Genomic DNA, 22,590 nt, shown 5'->3' on the forward strand with positions numbered 1-22,590 from the left:
AGGTCAGTGCTTCCTAGGCTTCCGGGATCGGCTTGCCGAACGCCTCTTGGGTAACCTCATCGGGCTCTGGCCCGCCTCGCTGACCGGTATCCAGCGCATCGATGGCAGTCACCTGGGCTGAGGTGAGTTCAATATCGAAGACCTCGAAGTTTTCCGCGATACGGTGCGGGGTCACAGATTTTGGGATCGCCGACCGTCCGTGTTGCAGCTGCCAAGCCAACATGATTTGGGCCGGTGTGCGCCGGTGTTCGGCGGCAATGGCACCAATGGTTCCGTCTTCGAACGTCGTTGTTCCGGTTCCCAGATAGTCGGTGATGCCACCGATTGGTGACCAGGCCTGTGTGCGGATGCCCCATGCATTATTCAACTCGCGCACCGCGGGTTGTGTAAAAAAGGGGTGCATCTCGATCTGGTTGACGGCCGGCAAGATATCGGTCCGTTCACGAAGTTCTCGAAGGTGTTCAACCATAAAGTTACTGACGCCGATGGCGCGAACTTTTCCTTCGGCAAGGAGCCGCTCCAGTGCGCGATAGGCTCCGAGGGTTTGGTCGAATTCACCGGGCATAGCCTGGTGCAGTAACAGCAGGTCGATGACGCCAACGCCGAGTTTGCCCGCGCTTTTGTCGAATGCGTGCAGGGTCTTGTCGAACCCATAGTCGGTGATCCAAATTTTGGTTTGGAGGAATACCTCGTCACGGGTAAGTCCAGACTCGCGGATCGCGTCCCCGACTGCGCGCTCGTTCTCATACGATGCTGCTGTATCGATCATCCGGTAACCGACCTGCAGCGCTTCAGACACAGCCGCTGCAGTTTCATCCGGTGGAATTTGATAGACGCCGAATCCCAGCGCCGGCATCGAAACATCGTTATTTAACGTCAGTTGCATAGTACCCACTCATACTTAGCACTAGTCCCAGAGACCAATGCCATAGGCAATAAAGAAAAACACGAGGAGCGCTACGATGACGCCGATCAGAATGAGCGTCACGTTGGAACGCGGTGGACGAGCATCCGGGGTATGGCGTGGTGTTGCTGAAGCTGATTGGGATTCAGGTGGCGTGTGGCCCGGCTTAACGCCACCGCCCTCCTCGAGATCGTGATCTCCATCAGGATTGGGATCAAGATCTGGATTGTCGTTTGGTTCGTGGTTTTGTGGATTTCTTTCGTTCACGGCGACTCACCTCCGGTGAGCTCATATGGTGAGACGAAAGCGTCAGTGAGCCGCAACGAAATGCCCACTGACGCTATCGAAATTTTCAAACTGTCACACGTTCAGGCAACGTACTTCTCTTGCCTAAGTTGTCCGCAACTAATAGCGGTCGCGGCCGGTAGATAGTCTTCTGAGGCGGCGAACAACGTCGACCAGCAGGACGGCGCCGAGCGCAAAAGCAATATAGGCAACAATGTCTGGCTGACCTTCAACTGTCAAGAATCGGACGCCAACTCCGATCAGCAGAACCATGCCGATAAGTTCCACCGGGACCATGAAGAAGCCCATCTTGGTGGGTGATTTCCCGTGTTCAGGGTCAGGCTGTTGAGGTGATTGGTCTGTTTCAGTATGTTCAGGGCTCATATCCCCCTCCTTTCATCCTTCAAGTTCAAGGATGCTGTACTTACACGCTAATGCCCTGCCACGGCTTCCGAAAGGTCTGAAAAACACAAATCAAGCGATTTTCTCAGAAATTGGAGCGTCTATCCGAGCATAAAACGGTTTACGGAGCGCACGGTTCGGTGGGATAATGAAACCATGACGGTCGTACCTTTACAGGCCACTCCTAGACAGACCTTCAGGAGGGCATCATGTCACGCATTCATATTACCTTCGGCATTATCCTCATCATTGTAGGCGGCGCTGCGTATGCTGTTACTGAATTTGCAAATTGGAACGCGCTCATCCCAGCATTCCTCGGCTTAGCACTCGTTGCTTGTGCGCTGGTGGGCATGATTCACCCGGTCATCGGTGGCGTGTTGGGTCTGGGCGTAGCGATCGTAGGGCTCGCCGGGACCGCGATGAACGTTGTTGAACTCGGCTCGCTCTTCGCAGGCGACGTCGCACGTCCGGCGGCAGTGATCACCAGTACCATCGGCTTTATTTTCTTGGTGCTCTACGCAGCACTCATCATCCGAAGCATGGTTATCACAGCTCGCGAGCACCGGAATTCGGCACAATTAGCTTAATTCATCGACGGCTGGCACCGGAGTCTGTTGATAGTGCGCTAATTGCCATACACCGTCGACACGCACGTAAACGCTGCCCATCAGGGCAAGAAAATCCGGCTCACCGCGACGTCGACCGGTGCCCGTATACCGCAGGAGCACGTGTTCATTTCCGAGCGCCACAATCGTGGGATCAGTGATGTCATAACTATCCCACGGTGGGGCATGCTCGAGTGAGCCGATCACGGCTTGCCGATCCAAGGCGAAACCGGGTGCCAGGATCATCACGGCGTCCTGAGTCATAATATTGGCATAAAACTGGGCACCGGTTCCATCGGACAGCGCGCGCCACCCTCGATGTTCCAGTTGAAGAATTTCGCGAGCTACTGCATTATCCATGGATCAAGGATAGCTGCCGCGATTTCACAGAACTAGGCTTGCGCACGGTACGCAAGCGCACGGATTCCGGCCTCATAACCGTAGGTGCCGAGGCCAACAATAATGCCTGCTGCCACGGCTGATAGGTATGAGTGGCCCCTGAACGCTTCACGTGCGTGCACATTAGAGATATGCACTTCGATAGTCGGCACGCTGAGTCCCGAAATGGCATCGGCCAGTGCAACCGAGGTATGCGTATAGGCCCCCGCGTTCAATACGACGCCGATGCTTTGGCCTTCGGCCACTTGGCGCCCGGCTTCCTGGATCCAATCGACCAGCTCGCCCTCATGATTCGACTGTCGGAAATCCAGCTCAAACCCGCATTCGTCGGCGACGGTGGCGCAGCGCTTCTCGACGTGCGACAAGGTTTCGCTCCCGTAGACGGCCGGATCACGAACGCCCAGTAGATTGAGGTTCGGCCCGTTCAGCACATATATGTTGGTCATGCTCATTCCTTCGTGGTGTCCTGCGTCGACGGATTTGGGTTTACTACACAGTGGGCAGGGTAGCGGCTAGTCGTTGGGTCGCCTCGGCCAGAGCCTGGCTATGCGTCAGGAGTTGCTGGCGGTCAGCGCGAAACAGCGGGGCTGCAATGGCTACCGCACCCAGAACCGACCCCGTTGGTCCAATCACTGCCCGAGCGATGGCGTTCATGCCCAAATCGACTTCTTCTCGCTGATACACATAACCGTCGCTGCGACCGGCTGCAATTTGTTCCATGAGGCGGTTTGGTTCAACGATAGTGTGCTCGGTGCGCGATTCAAACTGCATTTCCGTCACGAGGTGCTCCACCTCTTCCTCGTCAAGCGCCGCCATAATTGCCTTGCCCATTGACGATACATGCAGCGCCAAGCGGTCCCCCGGATCGGTGGTCTGGCGGAACTCTGGCCCATCGACCGTCTGGATAGTGACGGTTTCGTGGCCATCACGCACGGAGAACAGGCAGGACTCGTTGGTCGCTGCAGACAGTGTTTTGAGGACGGGAAGTACCGAACCGTCATAGCCCCGTGCTGACGAGACTTTTTGACTGAGTTCAAACACTGCCAGTCCGATCCGGTAGTGCTTTGTCGACGCATCGAATTCGGCATAGCCTGCGTCGGTCAGCGTATTGAGCAAGCGATATACGGTCGAAAACGGCATGCCTGACTCTTTGGCAAATACGGCTGCAGGAGCTCCCTGCGGATACTGGCTGAGCAGCCGTAAAAGTCCTAAACCTTTGATCAATGTTGAACTACCAGCACTCACGCCAGCCTCCCTGACTTACCGTCCCACCAACGATATTGGACCAAAATTCTATGCACGCCTTGACACACCCCTGTGAGGTGCCCCATAGTTACATTATCATTATTTAACAACAGTTGCCACATATTGGCAATAGAGACTTTTGGGTGAACGGTTTTATGGCACAGCGAAGTTACCTTTTGGGCCTGATTGGTGAGGGGGTTCGTCCCTCTCTGACACCACCGATGCATGAGCAAGAAGGTGCTGCCCAAAACCTCCGCTACGTCTACCGTCCGATTGATCTCACAGAACTGCAGCTGTCGGCAGCTGACGTCGGTAGGTTACTGCGCCACGGCATAGAGCTTGGCTTTGATGCTTTCAACATCACCCACCCGTGTAAGCGAATCGTGCTGGATTATCTTGACGACGTCGACCCGGCAGCCCAACGTCTCGGTGCCTGCAATACGGTGCTGATTCGTAACGGCAACCTCATTGGCTACAACACCGACCGTTCTGGCTTTGCCTCCGGACTACAGTTTGTCCTGCCAAACGCAGAGCTCCATGACGTCGTGCTGCTGGGCGCCGGCGGCGCCGGATCGGCGGTAGCGGATGCGCTGGTGGGTGCCGGCGTCTCGCGGCTGTCGATCATCGATCCTGAACCCGAACGCGGCGAAGGCCTCATCGACCAGCTCTATGCCGCATCCTCCGCGGATCATGACCTCGAGATCCGCATCGGGGCACCGGATGACGCTGCTGCTTGGTTGACGAACGCAACCGGTCTGGTCAATGCCAGTCCCATCGGCATGTTCTCACACCCCGGTATGCCCGTTGCACCTGATGCGCTGCATTCCGGGCTCTGGGTTGCTGACATTGTGTATCGGCCCGCCGAAACCGCGCTCATCCACGCAGCGCGTGGGCTGGGTTGCGAGGTGATGCCGGGCAAGGCCATGGCCGTGGGACAGGCCGCCGATACATTCCAGTTGGTTACCGGATTGCAACCGGACCGGACGCGCATGCGCGAACACCTCGATGCGCTGATTGACGAAGAAGAACTCCAGGGTCGTTTTAAGGAACAAGCATGAAAACATCTATCGCAACCGTGTGCCTGTCCGGCACGCTCGAAGAAAAAATGCGGGCCTGCGCCAGAGCAGGGTTCGATGGCATTGAAATATTCGAACCCGATCTTATTGTCTCGCCGTCGTCACCGGCAGAAATCGAAGCCCTTGCCCAACGCCTCGGACTAACGCTCGACCTCTACCAGCCGTTCCGTGATCTCGAAGGTGTCACCGAAGAACTCTTCACCGACAACCTGGCACGCCTGGAAGCAAAGTTCCAGCTCATGCAAGAACTCGGTATGGACCTCATCCTGGTCCCTTCCAACGCGGGCACTGCCACCGTCGACGACGATCAGGTCGTTGCCGATCAGCTGCGCCGGGCCGCCGAGTTAGCCGCCCAATACAATATGCGTATCGCCTACGAAGCCCTCGCCTGGGGCAGATTCGTCAACACGTACTGGCACAGTTGGCAACTCGTCGAGGAAGCGAACCACCCGAATCTTGGGATCTGCTTGGATTCGTTCCACATCCTGTCACGCCGCGATGACCCGTCTCGGATTCCCGATATTCCAGGCGAGAAGATCTTCTTTGTACAACTGGCCGACGCACCGGATCTGGGCATGGACCTACTGCCGTGGTCACGCCACCACCGTGTCTTCCCCGGGGAAGGCAGTTTCGACACCGTGGGTTTTATGGCTCATCTCACTGATGCTGGCTACGTGGGACCGCTGTCGCTGGAAATCTTTAACGACGTCTTCCGCGAAACTGATCCCGGCATCACCGCTGCCGATGGCCTCCGTTCCTTACGTTGGATCCAGCAAAGCGCCCGCGGACAGTTGGCGAAACAGAACCCACAGCGTGAAACCCTAACGGCGATGCCTAAGATCGAACCGGTCGAATCTATCGACCACCTTGAGGTCAGCACGGATGCCCCGGATGAACTCGGGGCACTGTTGGGCACGCTGGGCTTTCGTTTTGCCGGGCAGCATCGTCGCAAAGCCGCTCAGTTATTCGTGGCCGATGATGTGAAAATCGTGGTGTCCCCAACGGCCTCGGGCGGTACGTATATCGCGTCGGTGGCCGTGCAGGTTGCCGATAGTCGTGATGCACTCGCTCGTGCAGAAGCACTTGGCGCACCGCAGATATCGCGCCCGGTCACGGCAGACGAGGTCCGGATCTTGGGCGTCTACGGTCCAGGCGGCATGCAGATCTTCTTCGTTGACGAGCGCTCCGCGGGATGGCCGGCAGAATTCGGAGCAACCACCACGCCAGCTTCAACATCCGACAACACCGTGGCACTCGACCACATCAATGTTCCCGAAGCTCGCGATCATTTCGGCGCCTCGGTCCTGTTCACCTTGGCCACACTGCGGCTGGAACCACTGGAAGCTCAAAATGTCGCGTCGCCTCGCGGGTTGGTACATTCCCAAGCTCTAGAATCTCCCGGCGGAGGTATCCGGTGGATCTTCAACCGGGTGCCCAAAATCTACACCAACCGTGCAGGCGAACCGGTAAGGTATCCGGGTCACATCGCCCTGGAGGTCAATGACCTTGAAGCAAGAGCTCAGTCCGCCATCGACATGGGCCTAACCGTACTACCGGTCCCGTCCAACTACTACGCGGATCTACAAGCTCGGTTCGGCCTCGATGAGGCAACGGTGACGCGCTGGCAATCGCTGGGCATGCTGTACGACCGCAATGACGACGGCGAATTCCTGCACCTCTACACCGAAACCCTCGGCGGCTTATTCATCGAACTCGTCCAGCGCAACGGCGCCTACCGCGACTACGGTCCCGGCAACGCCGCGGTGCGGTTAGCCGCCCAAGACCTGCACGAACAACAGCATCGACTCTTCAGCAACTAAAAACTTTTCGCAATATAGAACTATTCACAAGGGGGCTGTGCCATGGAGCACGCAGTCGAACCTTTCGACATCATGGGGAAGCGACCGCGCCCCAGAGCACTCAAGGCGTTACAGAAATTCGAGGAGTTTCTGGGCGCTGGACTCATCCTGTTCATCCTGGTGTTGATCAGTGTCCAGGTCTTCCAGCGCTATTTTCCGGTGGCAACCTCACCCTGGATCGGTGAGCTCTCACGCTATTCGCTCATGGCGCTGACCTTCCTGATGGTTGGCTCGCTGGTTGGGCAAGGTCGGCATATCAGCATCGATGTCATCCTCAAGGTCGGTTCGGAATCATCACGCCGGGTGGTCATCGTCGTTTCGTCGATCATCGTTGCGATGTGCTGCGCGGCCTTCGCCCAAGAGTCCTTTGCCCTCGTCACCGCTGATACGGAACAGACCCTGGCCATTACGGGGATTCCGCTGTGGGTGCTCTATCTGGTGCCGCTAGTGGCGTTTACGTCGGCCACGCTCCAGGCGCTCTTCAATATCGTCTACGCGCCCGAAGAGAATCTCGTACCGGTCGAAGAACCGTCCGACGTTGAACTGGAGGACCAGCTATGAGCTTACTCATCCTCGCGGTCGCCATTGCGATCCTGCTGATCATTCGAGTTCCCGTCGGTCTGGCCTTCCTGGGCCCGTCCCTGATGTACATGTTGATGTCCGGTAACTCTCCGGGCTTTGCGATGCGGATCGCGGCCGAAGGCACCGCCAGTTTCCCGCTGCTTGCTGTTCCACTGTTTATCCTCTTGGGGACGCTGGCGAACTCCGCGGGCATCGCTGATCGCATCTTCGATTTCGCGCTGGCCCTGCTGGGTCGGGTGCGCGGCAGTCTCGGCTACGTCAACGTGGCCTCGAGTGTCGGTTTTTCCTGGATGTCGGGTTCGGCACTGGCCGACTCTGCGGCGCTAGGCAAAATCATGGTGCCGGCCATGGAGAAAACGGGATATCGGCGCGGATTTGCCACCGGTCTCACCGCCTCGGCGACACTCATCTCCCCGATGATGCCGCCTTCCATCCCGGCGGTTATTTTCGCCTCGGTAGCCACCGTGTCAACGGGCGCGCTCTTTGCCGCCTCCGTCCTGCCGGCGCTCATTCTGGCCGCAGCCCTGCTGGTCACGGTCTATCTGTACGTGCGCAAAAACAGTGAACTGGAGAAATCCCCACGATCCGCCGAACAAATCAAAGCCGCGTCGATTCGCGTCATCGGTCCGGTGTTGACCCCCGTCATCATCCTCGGTGGTATTCTCGGCGGGTTCTTCACCCCGACCGAAGCCGCCGCCATCGGTGTGCTCTACATCCTGGCCCTGGGCTTTATCTACCGCACCCTGACGTTCAAGGGCGTGCTCAATGCACTACGTGAAACAGCCGTGACCACGGGCTCGATCATGCTCATCATTGCGGCCGCGTCGCTGTTGGGCTGGGTCCTATCCCGCGAACAGGTGCCACAAAACCTGGCAGATTTCATGACGTCGAATATCTCAAGCCCGGTACTGTTCTTACTGGCGGTCAACCTGCTGCTGATCATTCTGGGAGCATTCATCGACGCGACCGCCGTCATTTTGATCACGGTGCCGGTGCTGCTGCCAATCGCCGTCGAGTTCGGTGTGGACCCCGTCCACTTCGGTGTCGTGATGATTCTGAACCTCATGATCGGTCTACTCACCCCACCGGTGGGCAGCGTGCTGTTCGTCATGAGCTCGGTTGTGCGCACTCCGATAGAAACCGTGTTCAAGGGCGTCGCACCATTCTTGATCCCTATGTTCCTGGTGCTGCTGCTGTTGACCTTCTTCCCTGCTATCGTCACCTTCGTTCCGAATCTGCTTGGATTCTGAGAGGCGGAAATTATTATGAAGTATCAGAAAAGTTGGGGCGCATTCGCAGCAGGAACCGTCCTCGTTGGAACCACGCTGGTTGGCATGCCATCGCTGCATCATTTCGCAACGCAGGGCTCCGAACAGCTCTCGTTTGCGAACTCCTATACCCTGAATCACCCGCATAATGCGTGCGGGACGGCACTTGTGCAGCAGGATATGAACGACGCCGATGTGCAGATCGATACCTATCCGTCCTCGCAGCTCGGTGGTGATACCGATCGTTTCACCTCGATGATGAACGGCGATATCGATCTTGATCTCCAGGGCAGTTCAGCGTTGGCATCGGTCCACGAGCCGATCGGTGTGCTCGACATGGCCTATGTCTTTGATGATGCCGACCACCTGTTCCGCTGGTTTGATAGCGACGCCTCCGATGAGGTCATCAACTCGTTCGAAGAGGAAACCGGCGTCAAGGTCCTGGATATTTGGTATCAGGGCGACCGCACCTTCTCGGCTAACGCCCCGATTCGCGAACCGTCAGATCTCGATGGGCTACGACTGAGGTATCCGGATTCACCGGCGCACCTGATGTCGGCAGAAGCCATGGGCGTTGAGCCGGTGGCCGTTGCGGTCGAGGAAGTCTATATGGCCCTGCAGCAGGGCATCGCCGACGGGCAAGAAAACCCGATCGCCTACACCGCCCAGAACAGTCTGGACGAAGTGGTCGACTACGTGAGTCTCTCGCGGCACGCCGTCGGCAGCCAGTTGGTGATCGTCGCCGATGAAACTTGGGAGCGGCTCTCCGCCGAGCAGCAACAACAGCTGCAAGCATCTGTTACCGAAACGCGCAGTGAAAACCGGGCGTGTGCTGAAGCCGAAGAAGAGGAAGTGCTCACTCGCTGGGCCGAACAGGGTACGCCGACCGTCATCGAGGATGTCGACCGTGACGCGTTCCGCGACAAGGCACTGGAGCATTTAGAAAACAATCTCAGTGCCGGCGAACTGGAAACCCTGGAGAGCATTCGTTCCGTTGCCGACGAGGGCTAATCCCTCAGCGGCTAGTCAGCGACGGGCACGACCATCGGGGTCCCACTCCACGGATCCGATCCGATCATGGACTCCATGCCAAAGACGTCGGTAATCAGCTGCGTGGTCAGAATATCGTGCGGTGTACCCTGGGCTACAATAGCACCACGATGCATGACCACCAGCTCATCGGCGTACCGGGCCGCTTGATTCAAATCGTGCAGTACCGCCAACACGGTGCGACCGTTCGCGGTAATCGCCCGGCATAACCGCAAGACCTCTATCTGGTGTGAAATATCCAGAAACGACGTCGGTTCATCGAGCAAAACGTATTGGGTTTGCTGCGCCAAAACCATTGCCAGCCAGGCCCGTTGGCGCTGCCCACCCGAGAGTTCATCGATCGGAAAATCAGCAAACGCCGTCATACCGGTGTCTTCCAGCGCCTGTGCGATGGCCGCCGGATCGTCGGCGGACCACTGTTTGAGCGGCCGATGATACGGATACCGGCCGCGAGCCACGAGTCCTCGGACCGTGACACCATCGGGCACGACGGGGTGTTGTGGCAGTAACGCGATGCGTTGGGCAAGCAGTTTGGGTTTGAGTTTCTGCAGCGGCTTGTCATCGAGCTGCACCATGTCGGCCTGCGCGGTGAGGACTCGCGATAACGATTTCACCAGGGTCGATTTGCCGCAACCGTTGGGACCAATGACGGCGGTGAAACGACCTTCCGGCACGGTGAAGTCCAGCTCGGATAACACCGGGGCGGCACCGTAACCTACGGTGAGGTGGGTGGCGGTCAGTCCGGTCATGATTGTCCTTTCCTAAATTCGGTCAGCAGCAGATACCCCAAAAACACTCCCCCAAAGCCCGCGGTAATGATGCCGACGGGCAGGTCCTCGACGAGCGGGAGTTGCTGAACTGCCAGGTCGGCCAGCACCATGAGTAGCGCACCGGTCAGCGCACTGCCCACCAAGTTGGGGCCCGACGTTCGCGTGAGCATGCGAGCTGCGTGCGGGCTCATCAGTGCGACGAAGGCGATGGGTCCGGCCACGGCAACAGCCATTGCGGCCAACACCACGGAAACCAGAATCGCCTGGGTGCGCGTGGCAGCGGCTTTACCACCCAGCGAGGTGGTCAGTTCGTCGCCTAGTTCCATCAGCTCTAACCGCGGCGAGAGCCACAGGATCACGGGGAAGGCTAACACCAGGGTGGCGGCGATGAGTCCGACCTGGCCTATATCGCGGGAGTTCAGGCTACCCACCAGATAGGCGGTTAGTCGGCTGGCTTCATCACGCAGAGTGGCCGTGACCACGAACTGGGTGACCGCGGTGGCAATGGCCGCGACCGCGATCCCAGAAATAATGACTTTCGACGTCGACGACAACCCGCTGCCGGTCGATACAATCACCAGGCCGATGGCGATGCCTGCTCCGGCAAGCGCACCAACCGCTGTCGGAATCGCCCACGGTAACAGCGATGCCGCGGCCACCCCAGCCCCGGCGCCTGCTGCTAGACCAAGTACATCCGGGCTACCCAGCGGATTGCGCGTCACATTTTGGAACAGTGCACCGGAGAGTCCGAATGCGGCACCCGCCATGATGGCAATCAGCACCCTGGGGCCGCGCACGCGTTGCAGCACAAATTCGGTTGCCGTACTGGCTTCACCGCTCAGGATGTCGACGAAGTCGGCCGGGCTCAGGCCAAGTTTGCCCAGCATCAACGTCGCAGCGGCCAGCGACAGGATCGCCGCCGTCATCACCAACCAAATCAGTACGCTCCGACGGCGGTAGCCCAGAGCGATGCGCTCACCCACACGGAACATCTTGACGGTCATTTCATCACCGCCCCGCGCCGCACGGCGGCCAGTAAGAATGGTGCACCAATAAATGCGGTGACGATCCCGACCATCAATTCCTGTGGTCGAATGAGTACGCGCGCCAGAATGTCAGCGGCGACCAACGCCAGGGCTCCCCCGACGACGGCGGCTGGGATACGCCAGCGGAAGTCGTCACCGAACATCGCCCTGATGATGTGCGGGACGGCCAGTCCGATAAAACTAATGGGCCCGGCGATCGCAGTAGCCGCCGCGGCTAACAGCGCAGCCGCGATAATACCGATCAGCCGGGTTTGTCCGATGCGGAACCCCAGCGAGATCGCGGTTTCATCCCCCAGTGCCAGCGCGTTCAACCCTTGTCCGATGCCCAAGGCCAGCACGATACCTAGCACCAAGGGCACCGCAACCTGGCTGAGCTGTGCTAATTCAACGCCGGCCAGTGAGCCAACCATCCAGTACCTATAGGAGTCAAAAACCGTGGGCTTCAACAGCACCATGGCGTTGATATAGGCGTAGAGCACCGCCGAGATCACGGCCCCGGCAAGGATCAAGGGCACGATACCGCGCGCCGAAGACCTCCCGCCGAGCGCGAGCACAACAAGCACCGCCAGTACCGCACCGATGAGTGCGAAGAACATCGTCGAGGTGGCCCCGAGCGCACCCAACAAGGCGGTTCCGGTAACCACCGCCGCCGAAGCGCCCACCCCGATGCCCAAGATGCCAGGCTCCCCCAGCGGGTTGCGGGTAATCCCCTGGATCAACGTGCCCGACACGGCCAGCCCGGCGCCAACGATTGCCCCCATCACGGTGCGCGGGATACGCGAATCCACCACGCTGGTCAGGTAGGCATCGCCCGTCGACGACAGCGCGGCCACGACGTCGGAAATGCCGTTGGGGCGGCTGCCGAGGAACAGACTCGTCAGACAGGTTACCGCCAGAGCAAGCACCAGGGCGGCGAGGATGATGGCTCGGCGCATGACGGCGTTAGTTTTGCTCCGCGTTTTCGATCGCTTCGTCAATCATGGGTTGATACCGTTCCAACGTCCACGGGACCGTCAACGGATTGATCATCGACGACGCCGTCACAAACGCTTGATCTTCGGAGGCCACGACGGCGTCATTTTCTATCGCCGGGATGCTGGCGTAAAGGTCTTGGGATTCAGTTTCTTCACGGTTGGCTTCGTCCATATAGAAGGTGAAGATCAGATCCGAATCCGCCAACTTATCGGCATTTTCCAAACCAATCAGCGCCGACTGGGTTCCCGGTTCGTCATAGTCTGCACGCAATTCTTCAACCACCGGATCAGGCGTCAGCCCAAGCTCCGAGACCATGGCCACGCGCTGCTCTTCAGGGTAGAACACACCCAGCGTGCCCGGCCCGGTGTTGTAAATGTAGGAGAACGTGACGTCTTCGTAGTCCTCGTTCCGTGCCTCATCGAACTGGGATTCAATGTCATCGATCAGTCCCTGGGCTTCTTCTTCCTGACCCATGGCTTCACCGATAATCTCGATTTGCTGTTCCCATTCGGTGGTCCAAGGCTGTTCCGGATACGCAACGGTCGGTGCAATATCCGACAGCAGGTCATACTGCTCCTGCGTCACCCCCGACCACGGTGCCAAAATCAGATCGGGTTCCAGCTCCACAATGGCTTCGATGTCGAGTTCGGTCGCACCGGTGAAGAGTTCTGGCAGCTCATCGCCACGTTCGGTGACTTCCTCTTGGATCCAGGGCAGATACCCCGAATCATCGGCGCCCCACGTGTACTCTTCCATGCCCACCGGCGTGGTGCCCAGCGCGATCGCGGTTTCGGTCGAACCCTGGCCCAGGGTCACGATGCGTTCCGGTTCCTCTTCGATCGTGGCGGTTCCCAGCGCACTGTCGATGGTCACCGGTTCCCAATCGCCGTTGCCCGACGATGTATTTTCGTCGTCGTCACCCGAACAGGCACTCAGGGCCATGCTCGCGGTAAACGCAATGGCCAGCGCACTACGCCAGCGCCGGTGCGGCCGTGTTGCCGTGGAAGTTGTCATAATTCTCCTTGAGATGTGCAGTAGCAATTCGAAGCGCCTGTGAGTTGGCCGCGCATGGCGACGCCGTGCCGCCAGTACCCCATGAAGGCCACTTGGGCTCGGTCAACGCCAACTTCACGCACCAAAAATCTGCGCAAACGTTTGATGACGCCGCTCTCACCGGCAATCCAGTAGTACGTGCCGGATTGTGGTGCAGCAGCCTCGGTAAGTTCTTCGCCCGACGCCGAAAACACCGGTGTTTCCCACAGCAGATCATCCGAAGACTCATCTGATGCGTCTGGTTCAACATGCCAGCCCAGGGCATCGGCCAGCGGTTCACCAGCCGATGCTGCACCACGTGGCAACCAGGTAACCTTCGCATCGCCCGGAGCGTCGATCGTCAGCCGGTCGGCGGATTCGGGAACTTCAATATAGGCGCACACCCGGGGTGCCGCTGTCGTCGCTTTGAGGTCTTCAACGATCCGAGCAATGGCAGGTGCCGCGGATTCGTCCCCGAGTAGGACGACCTCATCGGCGTCACCGGGAGCGAATTCAATGCCCGATTGTGGTTGCCCGTGTCGTGGTGCGACCAGCAGTAATTCGGAGCCCACTTCGGCCTCTGCCGCCCAGGCCGCTGCGGGGCCAGTCGAGCCGTTGTCTGCGAAGTGCAGCACAAAGTCGACAGTGAGACGAGTGGTGTCATCCTGCCGGACCAGGTCCCTGATCGAATAGGTGCGCATGATGCCGCGTTCGTGATCCGGCAGCGCCAGCCACTGTTGATACCAGTCCTCCGAGTCGGGAATATCCGGAAGCGCCCCGGCAGTATTGGGCAAAATCAATTTGATTCGTTGATCGTAGAACGGACCGTCGGTGGCCAGGTCCTGCAGCTCCTGGCCGGAAAACGTGATTCTGCGGAACGTGGAGGATAGGTCTTCAATTGATTCAACTATTCCGCGGACGGGGCCGTGGGCACCACTCATCATGGCGGCTCCTTGCAATGGGCTGTACGGGCTGCGATCAACCACGGCATGCCGATAAGACAGCCATGCGATCTGTAATGAGGTTAGCCTACCCTAAGACAAATGTTTTTCACCAGTCACTGTTACACTGACTCGTTGTGCACTCCTCCAAGCCCAAACTTCTCCGTAGACGTCCGCGCCCTCTTCAGACGCAAATCAGCGAAAAGCGTCGCCTGATTGTCATGGTGGCGATGTCGCTGGGTGCCTTCGGCATCGGGACCACCGAGTTCGTCTCGATGGGCTTGCTCAGTATGATCGCCGAGGATTTTCAGATAACCGAGGACACCGCCGGCGTGATCATCACGTCCTACGCCCTGGGTGTGGTTATCGGCGCGCCGCTTATTACCGCACTGACCGGCCGGGTTCCGCGGCGTCGACTCCTGCTGATCCTGATGGCTGCGTTCACGATCGGCAATGGCTTATCTGTTTTCGCCGATAACTACCAAGTGCTCCTTCTCGCCCGGTTCATTGCAGGACTCCCCCACGGCGCATACTTCTCGGTCGCCGGCCTGTCCGCAGCTTCGATGGCACCCGTTGCCCAGCGCGGTCGAGCAGTGGCGTTTATCAGCATGGGCCTCTCCGTTGCCACGGTTGTTGGTGTTCCAGCGGCTCAAGCCTTGGGGGCAGCACTCGGTTGGCCTGCCGCCTACGCACTGGTGGCGCTCATCGGACTGACAACGATCGGGGCGCTGTGGTTCTTGATGCCCCATATGACGAAGATGCGTCCGACGAATCCTGCCACCGAACTTGGTGCGCTGAAGCGCAGTCAGGTGTGGCTCACCTTGGCGATGGGGACCGTGGGGTTTGGTGGCATGTTCGCCGTTTACACGTATATTTCGTGGACCATGACGGAACGTGCCGGTTTGGACCCGTCTTGGATCTGGCTGGTGCTGATGGTGTATGGGGTTGGTTCGGTTGCGGGCAACTGGTTCGGTGGCCGGTTGGCCGACCGGAACCTGGAATTTGGCATCCTGTTTGCACTGCTGATGATCGCGACCGCTCTTACCGCGTTCTACTTCACGTCAGCACATCCGGTGCTTGGCGTCATCAATTTTGGGGTGGTCGGGTTCTTTGGCACCAGCCTTGTTCCGAGCTTACAAATCCGGCTTATGGATGTTGCCGGTGATGCTCAAACGCTTGCGGCTGCCCTGAACCATTCGGCGCTGAACCTTGCCAATGCGGCTGGTGCTGCGATCGGCGGGCTGGTGATCTCAGCAGGGTTCAGTTATTCGGCTCCAGCTCTAGCGGGAACCGCACTCGCCTTGGCCGCCGTCGGCGTTTGGGTACCGACCTTTTTCTTGCGACGGCGACAGTTGAGTTCTGCAGAAGACAAGTCTTAGGCAGATGCGTTCGGATTAGATTCCAGGAGTTGGTCCACAACTGTTGGGTATTGCAGTTTGCTGTGGTCCGCTATGGCTTCTGCGGTTGCGGCGAAGAGGTATACCGCTGCTCGCCCGACCTCACGCGTGTTGTGCGTCGTGACCATCTTGTCTCGGGAATGGAATGCACGCCCTTGCATCGCGAATGTTTGAATATCCTGGGCTGCAGCTCGTGTGGCGTCTGAGAGTTCGGGCAGACGCACGATACCGAGTGCTGTTCGCAATTTCGTGTTGGTGTATATCGAGTCGAGCGTCTCCAAGGTTAGACCCGTGACGTAAGTATTGCTTGGAAGAATTGCTGTCGGCTCCAGCGGTAGGGAGCGCAGCATGCTCTCTGCTTGCGCCGGTTGCTGTTGATACAGGGCTTCGGAGATGTCGCGTATCGTATCAACCGTCAATGTACGAGCATCACCGACAGGGGTATGTGCTTCCAATTGATGGCGTTCTATTGCCCGGGTCATGGCCGCGTGCAATTCATCGGGATCGACATTGGGGAGGTCGTGGATGTCGATTCCGTCAGCGGCCAGTAAGGGTTTTAGTTCTTCTAAGACCTCGTCAATTGCCTCGGGATCACGTTGCATCCGTGCTAGCAGATCGGCGTCATCCGCTTCGTCGAAAGGGGGCTTCGCTTTATCCATACGGCGACAGTACCAGCCTCATTGGCAGAACGCAGTCTCCAAATGGACCGTCGCGAGGCATGTTCATGAATTCCAGTACAAGTTTCTGAGCAGTGGCTGGTCCGGGTCGAGCCATTTGGCCGGCCGGAAATATGTCACTCCATCAATTTTGAGTATGGTCCAATTGCCGTTGTGTACGTCAGGGTGATGCGCCGGACATAATGTGATGGAGTTGTTCTCGTTGGTTTCCCCGCCCTCGGCCCACTCCTCGATGTGGTGACATTGGCAGTAGGTCGCTTGCACAATACAGCCGGGTGCTTGACAGCCCTTATCCCGCGCGAGGATAGCCTTTCGCTGCGCCGTAGTAAATAACCTCTTACTCCGATATTCGTTCAAGACGATGTCCACGCCGTTCCATATTTGGCCCACCAGTTCCGTATCGCATAACCTCGGCCCGAGATGTCCGGGGTGCATTGGTCCGATATTGACGACTTCTGATTGATATCGAGTCCAAGGGACCGGGTTGGCATAACCGGTGAATTCTTGTTCAGGCTCAGAAACTGCTTCTAATCGGTCACGAACATTCGGATTCGATCGTTTGATTATCGGCGGCAAAATACCCGAAGGTCCCGGCGGTCGCTGCACCTCCTGAGGCAGCGCTGGCAAACCCAACGTCGCATGCGCCGTCTGAATATCCTGCACGATAACAAGTTTGGCAGCTGAACCATGAGCACGCTTTGCTGCTGCATCCTTGGGATGCATGCTCATCACTGCATTGATGGCGCCTAATAAGATAGCCCCGGCGCGCTGAGGTCGAGTTAGCTGATCGATCCAGTCGATTTGTTGCTTTGTGTACTCGTTACCTTGTTCATCCTCGGCAATGACCGCGTCGGCGGGAAGCGGCTGCGGGAGACTGGCTTCGATCTGACTTGGAACACGATCGTCGATCTCGGGCCTGGATCCCAGCATGTCGTGTAATGCTTCCAGCTTGTCTCCATGCTCGGTGGGCCCTTGTCGTTGGCTCTTTGGGGTCTCATCTTTAGTTGTACCAGCAGGCCGCTGGCGCTCCGATTCTGCAGCGTCTTGCGCAGTTTTTGCTTCAGCCATTGCTTCATAGAGATTTTCGATGTTCTCCGGCAGTAACGGCTTCTTGCCCTTGTAGTTCAGATTCGTGTTCAGAAATTCCTTGAGCGTTGCTGCCCAAACCGGATCCATGTGCATCGATGCTGTTGCCGAACCATCTTCATGGGACCGTAGATGTAGTGCATTATCTGGCTTCTTTTTGAGAGCGTCTGACGGTGGTGGACCGTCTGCGTCAATATGGTGAGCGACCTGTTCGGCCCATCGTTGGCGAGCCTGAGACAGTTCCTCCGGTGATGCAGATTCCGCAGCTTCCAGCAAAGTGGGCTCGAACGCCCGGATGACCCGATCCTTGTAATCCAGCGGTCTTTTCACCGTGTTGGAATATTTGGTCAGGTCCTCGTCAAACGCGGCAATTCGGTCCAAGCTCTCACCCGGAATATTTCCGGCAGCATACGACGCCGCGATATTTGGCAGCTTGGGCTCGACGCCGGCTGGATTTTGATCTGTAGCTACTGCATGGGAAACGTATTTCGCTCGTATCTGCAGTCGTTTCGCTCTATGCCCCGACATTCGAAGCTGCCTGCGCATAATTTCGCTAACATCGCGGAATCCCCTCAGTCCTTCAGGAACTCCGAGATAGGCAGTTTGGTCTTTCTGGGCGATCTGCAATAGGCGCGTGAGGTTGGTCATCGCCGCGTCATTAGCGCGATCATGCTGGGCCATTAACGAGGTGATGGCAGGGAGGGTATCAACGTAATTATCAGGAGGTGTTGGCTCCACGGCGCCCTCTACGGTGTTCTGCGAGTCGCCTTGTGCCGCAAAGCCGGACCAGTCAGCGCCTGAACTCTTGCGATAAAGAGCAACGTCGTTTTCTGCACCTGGTTGCGAGAGTCGTTCAGAAAATTTCTGATTGAAAAGTGCACGAGCATAGGCGAGTTCACCGAGGCTCATATCGTCAATCAAGTCCTCATTGATCGCATCCACTGACACGGCGGCGCCGAGGTTTGTGAAGATCGATGTTTGATCCACAAGAAGTCCTCTCGATGCAAAAGAAAAGCTAGCTAACCGGCGGTGAAGGGGCTTGGACGACAGAGATAGGAGCACTGAGTTGCTGATTGGATATTGTCACTATTCTACCCGAACCGCACCAACCAAGCAATACTTTTAGCATATTTTAATTAACTTATTAATATGTCTGAATATGGTTTGTGACGCTTTATCATATGTAGATATTTTTGTGTTGCGTGTCGCACCGTTTGTGGATAACGGAATCTGACATGCTGCTGTTCTCCACAGACTTCAGGGATGCTGTCGCAGGCTGGTGCAGACACAAAAGGTGGAAATAAGGAATGGCTAGCGCTATGTGGCCCTGCAGCTATGAAGAGTGGGTGCCCTGTTTCAGCGATTCCGGAAGATGTAACCGCGCAAGCACTTCGTCGGTATTCTCCGGTGGTCGCTGTGAGCCCAGGGACGACACCAGCATGGTGACTACCAGGACCAACGGAATGGTCCACAGTGCGGGATACTGCAACACGGCCATCGACATGCCAGCGTCATCGAGCAGATGCCCGGCGAGCAGCGCGGCGAGAGACATAAATCCACCTGTGACCATGCCGGAGACAGCACCGGTGACGGTGAGGCCTCGCCACCAAATGGCCAACAACACGACCGGCGCCAATGACGAGGCGGTGAACGTAAATACCATGGCAACAGCGCCTGCGAGTGCGAGCCCGGTGGTCACGAACGTTGCCACAATGGGCAAGACCATCGCCAGGATGGCCCCAACACGGAAGCCGCGCACGGTGCCACCGAAAAATTCCTGTGACACCACACCGGATATGGACACGACCAGTCCAGAAGCGGTCGACAGGAACGCGGCGAAGGCACCGCCGGCTACGAGTGCGGTCAACAGGTCGCCGGTCAGGCCGTCGAAAAGTGCCGTCGGCAGTTGAAGCAGTGCGGTATCGGTGCTCGCACTTTCGCCGAGTTCGGGCAAAACTGCGCGGGCGACGACGCCGAGAATGATCGGCAGCGTATAGAAACCGGCTAGGAGCCACAGGAGCAAGACGGTGGTGCGTCGGGCCGTCCCGCCGTCCGGGTTGGTATAGAAACGGACCAAAACATGCGACAGCCCGAGCGTGCCAAGCATTAGGGCTGCGACCAGTGAAACGGTGCGGTAGGTGCTCGTCTGGGTGTCGTTGACGAGTTCGACCTCGAAAGCATTGGCGAGGTCTGGGATGAAATTGGTGTCCCCCACTCCCAGGCGCAGCACAATGAAAACGGTTGGGATCAAGAGCGCGGAGAGTTTGAACCAATATTGCACGGCCTGGGCCAGGGTCACCGAGCGCATGCCGCCGGACACAACAGTGGGCAGCACAACCAGGATGACGATGGCGGGACCGAGCCAGGCGGGCAGACCCGTGGTCGACGACAAGGCAATGGCGGCCCCGTGCAGCTGCGGCACGATGTAGAGCCAGCCGGTGAATACGACGATCATGGCGGTGAGTCGACGCAACAGCTTGGAGGGAAACCGTAGCGACATGAGGTCGGGAATCGTATAAGCGCCCGAGCGTCGTAGCGGCGCGGCTACGAAAACGAGTAGTGACAAGAAGCCTGCGGTGTAGCCCACCGGAAACCATAGCCCGTGGGTACCGTAGGCCATGATGAGCCCGGCAACACCGAGGAAACTTGCCGCCGAAAGATATTCACCGGCAACGGCAGAGGCGTTCATCCACGGTGGCACCCGGCGCGATGCCACGTAAAAGTCGCGGGTGGTACGGCTACGGTGCAGTCCGTGCACGCTGATAATGATAGTCACCGCACAGACGAGGCCGATGGACCCTAGCACCAGGAGGGGTTCGTGCATCACTGGCGCACCTCTTGGTTGGGCCGGGGCTCAAGCATTTGTTCGTTGGCGGTAGCTCGCCGGACATAGAACCAGCCAAGTGCAATGAGCAACGGAATGAACGCAGCGGCGGGGATGAACCACTCTAACGGAACGTTCGCGACCGCGAGCGAGGCGAGATTTGGGCTGAAGCCGAAAGCTACATTGACGACGACGACCAAACCGAAAAACCATGACACCAGGGTGACGCCGAGCCGCAGCTGCGCGCGCATGAGTTTGCGGAGCAGGCTGCGTGATGGTTGCGTGCTTCCCGAGGTCTCGGAGGGATTCAGCAGTACTTCTTTGACGCTGGGGGCTCCCGTTGGCATGCGGACTTGGACGCGTCGGGCTCGCATGGCGCGGATACTCTCGGGGACGTCTTGTGGTGGTGCGGGCTCGCGTATGAGGTCGAGTACGAAGTCGTCGTCGGGGGCTGGGAGGTCGTCTCCGGAACCGTCGTCGGGGTGGCGCCGGTGGGTCATCCATCACTCCGGGAAACCGATCGAAAATTCAATTGCTTGAGCCGTTGCCGGACCTGCGGCATGAGGCGTCGACTGACCGGCAGCTCGTTATCGTCAATGTGGATTCGCATGCGCCCTTCCTGCTGGACGATTTTAGTGGCGAAATTGAGGTTCACTATGTGTGACCGGTGAATGCGCACGAAATCATACGTTGCCCAGTCTTCTTCGATCCCGGCCAGTGAAATGCGCAGCAGATAGGATTCATCGGCGGTGTGGATCCGGGCGTAGTCGCCTTGGGCTTGGGCCCAGCGGATGGAACGGATGGGGATGAAGACCTGTTGCGAGCCCTGTTGTACCGCCACTCTGCCTTGCTCCGGCACCTGTTCTATCGCACCGGTGTCGACCCGGTTGAGCGTTTTTCGCAGTGCCTCGTGTAGCCGTGCGGGGCGCACGGGTTTGAGCAGGTAGTCGAGCGCGTCCAGCTCGAAGGCATGCACGGCCGGACGAGCATCGGCGGTCACGAAAATCACGTGTGGGGTGTCCCCATTGTTCGCACGGCGCAGCTCGTGGGCCAGATCCATACCGGTGGGCCCGGGCATGTGAATATCGAGCAGGACAACGTCGATGTTCCCGTCGGCCAGGACCTGCCGCGCTTCGGCAACGTTGGTGGCGGTTTGCACCGCGGACACCAGCGGGTCAGCTTCGAGCAACCACCGCATTTGTTCAACCGCGGGTACCTCGTCATCGACTGCTAGCACCTGCAACCCTGGTACCTGTGTGGTCATGCGGGCCCCGCGGTCATTGGCGGAATGAAGTGTGATGGCGCCTTGAATTTGGGAATGCGCATCGAAACTTTCATGCCGGCGTCGAGCTGTGTTTCGATCTGCAATCCGTGGTCAGCGCCGTAGGCCTGGCGCAGGCGTAAATCCACATTGCGCAGCCCAACGTGCGAACTTTCCGCTTGGCCGCTCATGACTTTGGCCATGTATTCCGGATCGGCACCGACGCCGCCGTCTTCAATGCTGATCTGAGAAAAGGTATCGACGTCTTTTGCCCGCACGAACACCTGACCGTCGCGATCCGAGTTGTACATGCCGTGGCGAACCGCATTTTCGACGAGCGGCTGGACGCTTAGGAAAGGAATTTCGACGCCGAGCACTTCCGGGGCAATGTCGAGGCTGACCTGCAACCGCGATCCGAAGCGGGCTTTCTCTAACACGACGTACCGTTCAACGGCGGTCAGCTCATCTTCCAGTGTGGTGAAATCGCCTTCGGTGCCCAGCGAGTACCTTGTGAAGTCAGCGAAATCGATGAGCAATTCGCGTGCTCGTGCTGGATCGGTCGGGATGAGACCGGCGATAGCGTTGAGTGAGTTGTAGATGAAATGCGGTGATATTTGGGATCGCAGACTGCGCAGCTGAGCCTCTATGAGTTGCTCGCGCGTGAGCTGCACCAGCTGCTGATAATCCGGTTCAGACTCTGGCGTTCGACGACGCGATTTTCTACGCAGCATCACGTGATATACCACCTGACAGCGGCAAATGTGCTCGCAACGACGACCGCACGACGACGTAAGAAGAACCTGAACATACCTTTATGCTAGGTGATTGCTATCACTTTATCGATCTACCAAACCGCTCAACTCACAGACAGTGCCGCTTAGCGCAGATTCCCCACCGCGTCGTTCC

The 22,590-nt window shown here is 58.2% G+C and carries 24 protein-coding genes; 7 read left to right on the forward strand and 17 right to left on the reverse strand.

The window, feature by feature from the left end; translation table 11 throughout:
* Positions 1-13: 13 nt before the first annotated feature.
* The 3 genes from G583_RS0104100 to G583_RS0104110 form a co-directional block, all read right to left on the reverse strand.
* The gene (locus G583_RS0104100) at positions 14-886 is read right to left on the reverse strand and encodes an aldo/keto reductase (RefSeq protein ID WP_022869925.1); all 873 of its coding nucleotides are present in this window, start codon (positions 884-886) and stop codon (positions 14-16) included.
* Between the two features lie 21 nt (positions 887-907).
* Positions 908-1,171 (reverse strand): DUF6480 family protein, encoded by a 264-nt coding sequence (locus G583_RS0104105; RefSeq protein ID WP_022869926.1) that lies wholly within the window; start codon positions 1,169-1,171, stop codon positions 908-910.
* A 138-nt stretch (positions 1,172-1,309) separates the two neighbouring features.
* A complete protein-coding gene (locus G583_RS0104110) occupies positions 1,310-1,573 on the reverse strand; it encodes a hypothetical protein (RefSeq protein WP_022869927.1) in 264 nt (87 codons plus the stop codon).
* A gap of 227 nt (positions 1,574-1,800) precedes the next feature.
* On the opposite strand from G583_RS0104110, the gene G583_RS0104115 reads away from it, so the two are divergent.
* Positions 1,801-2,178 carry a hypothetical protein gene (locus G583_RS0104115; protein ID WP_022869928.1) on the forward strand — a complete coding sequence of 126 codons (378 nt, stop codon included), beginning with the start codon at positions 1,801-1,803 and terminating at the stop codon, positions 2,176-2,178.
* Here G583_RS0104115 and G583_RS0104120 read toward each other — a convergent pair.
* Genes G583_RS0104120 through G583_RS0104130 form a run of 3 tightly spaced genes read right to left on the reverse strand, consistent with a single transcriptional unit; the run spans position 2,170 to position 3,840 of the window.
* The gene (locus tag G583_RS0104120) at positions 2,170-2,556 is read right to left on the reverse strand and encodes a nuclear transport factor 2 family protein (RefSeq protein WP_022869929.1); all 387 of its coding nucleotides are present in this window, start codon (positions 2,554-2,556) and stop codon (positions 2,170-2,172) included. The genes G583_RS0104115 and G583_RS0104120 overlap by 9 nt on opposite strands.
* Before the next feature lie 32 nt (positions 2,557-2,588).
* Positions 2,589-3,041 carry a type II 3-dehydroquinate dehydratase gene (gene aroQ / locus G583_RS0104125; RefSeq protein ID WP_022869930.1) on the reverse strand — a complete coding sequence of 151 codons (453 nt, stop codon included), beginning with the start codon at positions 3,039-3,041 and terminating at the stop codon, positions 2,589-2,591.
* 43 nt (positions 3,042-3,084) lie between these two features.
* Positions 3,085-3,840 (reverse strand): IclR family transcriptional regulator, encoded by a 756-nt coding sequence (locus tag G583_RS0104130; protein ID WP_022869931.1) that lies wholly within the window; start codon positions 3,838-3,840, stop codon positions 3,085-3,087.
* 155 nt (positions 3,841-3,995) lie between these two features.
* Here G583_RS0104130 and G583_RS0104135 point away from each other — a divergent pair, with 155 nt between their 5' ends.
* From G583_RS0104135 to G583_RS0104155, 5 genes are read left to right on the forward strand one after another with little or no spacing between them, the layout of a single operon-like run.
* Positions 3,996-4,898: a shikimate dehydrogenase gene (locus tag G583_RS0104135; RefSeq protein ID WP_029629247.1), complete on the forward strand. Its 903-nt coding sequence runs from the start codon at positions 3,996-3,998 to the stop codon at positions 4,896-4,898.
* Positions 4,895-6,736 (forward strand): sugar phosphate isomerase/epimerase and 4-hydroxyphenylpyruvate domain-containing protein, encoded by a 1,842-nt coding sequence (locus G583_RS0104140; RefSeq protein ID WP_022869933.1) that lies wholly within the window; start codon positions 4,895-4,897, stop codon positions 6,734-6,736. Before G583_RS0104135 ends, G583_RS0104140 begins: the two co-directional genes overlap by 4 nt.
* Positions 6,737-6,778: 42 nt before the next feature.
* On the forward strand, positions 6,779-7,336 hold the full coding sequence (locus tag G583_RS14225; RefSeq protein WP_022869934.1) for a TRAP transporter small permease: 558 nt from the start codon (positions 6,779-6,781) through the stop codon (positions 7,334-7,336).
* Positions 7,333-8,607, forward strand: a complete 1,275-nt coding sequence (locus G583_RS0104150; protein ID WP_022869935.1) for a TRAP transporter large permease — start codon at positions 7,333-7,335, stop codon at positions 8,605-8,607. Before G583_RS14225 ends, G583_RS0104150 begins: the two co-directional genes overlap by 4 nt.
* A gap of 15 nt (positions 8,608-8,622) precedes the next feature.
* Positions 8,623-9,636 (forward strand): DctP family TRAP transporter solute-binding subunit, encoded by a 1,014-nt coding sequence (locus G583_RS0104155; protein WP_022869936.1) that lies wholly within the window; start codon positions 8,623-8,625, stop codon positions 9,634-9,636.
* A gap of 11 nt (positions 9,637-9,647) precedes the next feature.
* Here G583_RS0104155 and G583_RS0104160 read toward each other — a convergent pair whose 3' ends face one another.
* The 5 genes from G583_RS0104160 to G583_RS14230 are packed head-to-tail and all read right to left on the reverse strand — an operon-like array spanning position 9,648 to position 14,442.
* Positions 9,648-10,424 carry an ABC transporter ATP-binding protein gene (locus G583_RS0104160; RefSeq protein WP_022869937.1) on the reverse strand — a complete coding sequence of 259 codons (777 nt, stop codon included), beginning with the start codon at positions 10,422-10,424 and terminating at the stop codon, positions 9,648-9,650.
* Positions 10,421-11,449, reverse strand: a complete 1,029-nt coding sequence (locus G583_RS0104165) for a FecCD family ABC transporter permease (RefSeq protein WP_022869938.1) — start codon at positions 11,447-11,449, stop codon at positions 10,421-10,423. Before G583_RS0104165 ends, G583_RS0104160 begins: the two co-directional genes overlap by 4 nt.
* Entirely contained in the window at positions 11,446-12,426 is a 981-nt protein-coding gene (locus tag G583_RS0104170) for a FecCD family ABC transporter permease (RefSeq protein ID WP_029629249.1), read from the reverse strand. Before G583_RS0104170 ends, G583_RS0104165 begins: the two co-directional genes overlap by 4 nt.
* A 7-nt stretch (positions 12,427-12,433) precedes the next feature.
* Positions 12,434-13,480, reverse strand: coding sequence for an iron-siderophore ABC transporter substrate-binding protein (locus G583_RS0104175; protein ID WP_022869940.1), 1,047 nt, complete (start codon positions 13,478-13,480; stop codon positions 12,434-12,436).
* A complete protein-coding gene (locus tag G583_RS14230) occupies positions 13,477-14,442 on the reverse strand; it encodes a siderophore-interacting protein (RefSeq protein ID WP_022869941.1) in 966 nt (321 codons plus the stop codon). The genes G583_RS0104175 and G583_RS14230 overlap by 4 nt, the downstream gene beginning before the upstream one ends.
* A 134-nt stretch (positions 14,443-14,576) precedes the next feature.
* Between G583_RS14230 and G583_RS14235 the strand changes: the two genes are divergently transcribed.
* Positions 14,577-15,818, forward strand: coding sequence for an MFS transporter (locus G583_RS14235; RefSeq protein WP_211210736.1), 1,242 nt, complete (start codon positions 14,577-14,579; stop codon positions 15,816-15,818).
* Here the strand turns inward: G583_RS14235 and G583_RS0104190 are convergent.
* From G583_RS0104190 to G583_RS14245, 6 genes are all read right to left on the reverse strand, one after another.
* Positions 15,815-16,495 carry a hypothetical protein gene (locus G583_RS0104190; protein WP_022869943.1) on the reverse strand — a complete coding sequence of 227 codons (681 nt, stop codon included), beginning with the start codon at positions 16,493-16,495 and terminating at the stop codon, positions 15,815-15,817. The two genes, G583_RS14235 and G583_RS0104190, sit on opposite strands and share 4 nt — an antisense overlap.
* 63 nt (positions 16,496-16,558) lie before the next feature.
* A complete protein-coding gene (locus G583_RS0104195) occupies positions 16,559-18,586 on the reverse strand; it encodes an HNH endonuclease signature motif containing protein (protein ID WP_022869944.1) in 2,028 nt (675 codons plus the stop codon).
* Between the two features lie 346 nt (positions 18,587-18,932).
* Positions 18,933-20,423: a sodium/solute symporter gene (locus tag G583_RS0104200; protein ID WP_022869945.1), complete on the reverse strand. Its 1,491-nt coding sequence runs from the start codon at positions 20,421-20,423 to the stop codon at positions 18,933-18,935.
* On the reverse strand, positions 20,423-20,923 hold the full coding sequence (locus G583_RS16215; protein ID WP_022869946.1) for a DUF485 domain-containing protein: 501 nt from the start codon (positions 20,921-20,923) through the stop codon (positions 20,423-20,425). The genes G583_RS0104200 and G583_RS16215 overlap by 1 nt, the downstream gene beginning before the upstream one ends.
* The gene (locus G583_RS0104210) at positions 20,920-21,687 is read right to left on the reverse strand and encodes a LytR/AlgR family response regulator transcription factor (protein ID WP_022869947.1); all 768 of its coding nucleotides are present in this window, start codon (positions 21,685-21,687) and stop codon (positions 20,920-20,922) included. Before G583_RS0104210 ends, G583_RS16215 begins: the two co-directional genes overlap by 4 nt.
* Positions 21,684-22,415 (reverse strand): sensor histidine kinase, encoded by a 732-nt coding sequence (locus tag G583_RS14245; RefSeq protein WP_022869948.1) that lies wholly within the window; start codon positions 22,413-22,415, stop codon positions 21,684-21,686. The genes G583_RS0104210 and G583_RS14245 overlap by 4 nt, the downstream gene beginning before the upstream one ends.
* Positions 22,416-22,590 lie beyond the last annotated feature (175 nt).

The organism is Yaniella halotolerans DSM 15476, from assembly GCF_000420805.1.
Taxonomy (GTDB): Bacteria; Actinomycetota; Actinomycetes; order Actinomycetales; family Micrococcaceae; genus Yaniella; species Yaniella halotolerans.

Excerpts from the sequence above, each read along its gene's own strand:
- G583_RS0104100 (WP_022869925.1), bottom strand. The coding sequence starts at position 886 with ATGCAACTGACGTTAAATAACGATGTTTCGATGCCGGCGCTGGGATTC.
- G583_RS0104110 (WP_022869927.1), bottom strand. The coding sequence starts at position 1,573 with ATGAGCCCTGAACATACTGAAACAGACCAATCACCTCAACAGCCTGAC.
- G583_RS0104115 (WP_022869928.1), top strand. The coding sequence starts at position 1,801 with ATGTCACGCATTCATATTACCTTCGGCATTATCCTCATCATTGTAGGC.
- G583_RS0104120 (WP_022869929.1), bottom strand. The coding sequence starts at position 2,556 with ATGGATAATGCAGTAGCTCGCGAAATTCTTCAACTGGAACATCGAGGG.
- aroQ (WP_022869930.1), bottom strand. The coding sequence starts at position 3,041 with ATGACCAACATATATGTGCTGAACGGGCCGAACCTCAATCTACTGGGC.
- G583_RS0104135 (WP_029629247.1), top strand. The coding sequence starts at position 3,996 with ATGGCACAGCGAAGTTACCTTTTGGGCCTGATTGGTGAGGGGGTTCGT.
- G583_RS0104140 (WP_022869933.1), top strand. The coding sequence starts at position 4,895 with ATGAAAACATCTATCGCAACCGTGTGCCTGTCCGGCACGCTCGAAGAA.
- G583_RS14225 (WP_022869934.1), top strand. The coding sequence starts at position 6,779 with ATGGAGCACGCAGTCGAACCTTTCGACATCATGGGGAAGCGACCGCGC.
- G583_RS0104150 (WP_022869935.1), top strand. The coding sequence starts at position 7,333 with ATGAGCTTACTCATCCTCGCGGTCGCCATTGCGATCCTGCTGATCATT.
- G583_RS0104155 (WP_022869936.1), top strand. The coding sequence starts at position 8,623 with ATGAAGTATCAGAAAAGTTGGGGCGCATTCGCAGCAGGAACCGTCCTC.
- G583_RS0104160 (WP_022869937.1), bottom strand. The coding sequence starts at position 10,424 with ATGACCGGACTGACCGCCACCCACCTCACCGTAGGTTACGGTGCCGCC.
- G583_RS0104165 (WP_022869938.1), bottom strand. The coding sequence starts at position 11,449 with ATGACCGTCAAGATGTTCCGTGTGGGTGAGCGCATCGCTCTGGGCTAC.
- G583_RS0104170 (WP_029629249.1), bottom strand. The coding sequence starts at position 12,426 with ATGCGCCGAGCCATCATCCTCGCCGCCCTGGTGCTTGCTCTGGCGGTA.
- G583_RS0104175 (WP_022869940.1), bottom strand. The coding sequence starts at position 13,480 with ATGACAACTTCCACGGCAACACGGCCGCACCGGCGCTGGCGTAGTGCG.
- G583_RS14230 (WP_022869941.1), bottom strand. The coding sequence starts at position 14,442 with ATGATGAGTGGTGCCCACGGCCCCGTCCGCGGAATAGTTGAATCAATT.
- G583_RS0104190 (WP_022869943.1), bottom strand. The coding sequence starts at position 16,495 with ATGGATAAAGCGAAGCCCCCTTTCGACGAAGCGGATGACGCCGATCTG.
- G583_RS0104200 (WP_022869945.1), bottom strand. The coding sequence starts at position 20,423 with ATGCACGAACCCCTCCTGGTGCTAGGGTCCATCGGCCTCGTCTGTGCG.
- G583_RS16215 (WP_022869946.1), bottom strand. The coding sequence starts at position 20,923 with ATGACCCACCGGCGCCACCCCGACGACGGTTCCGGAGACGACCTCCCA.
- G583_RS0104210 (WP_022869947.1), bottom strand. The coding sequence starts at position 21,687 with ATGACCACACAGGTACCAGGGTTGCAGGTGCTAGCAGTCGATGACGAG.
- G583_RS14245 (WP_022869948.1), bottom strand. The coding sequence starts at position 22,415 with ATGCTGCGTAGAAAATCGCGTCGTCGAACGCCAGAGTCTGAACCGGAT.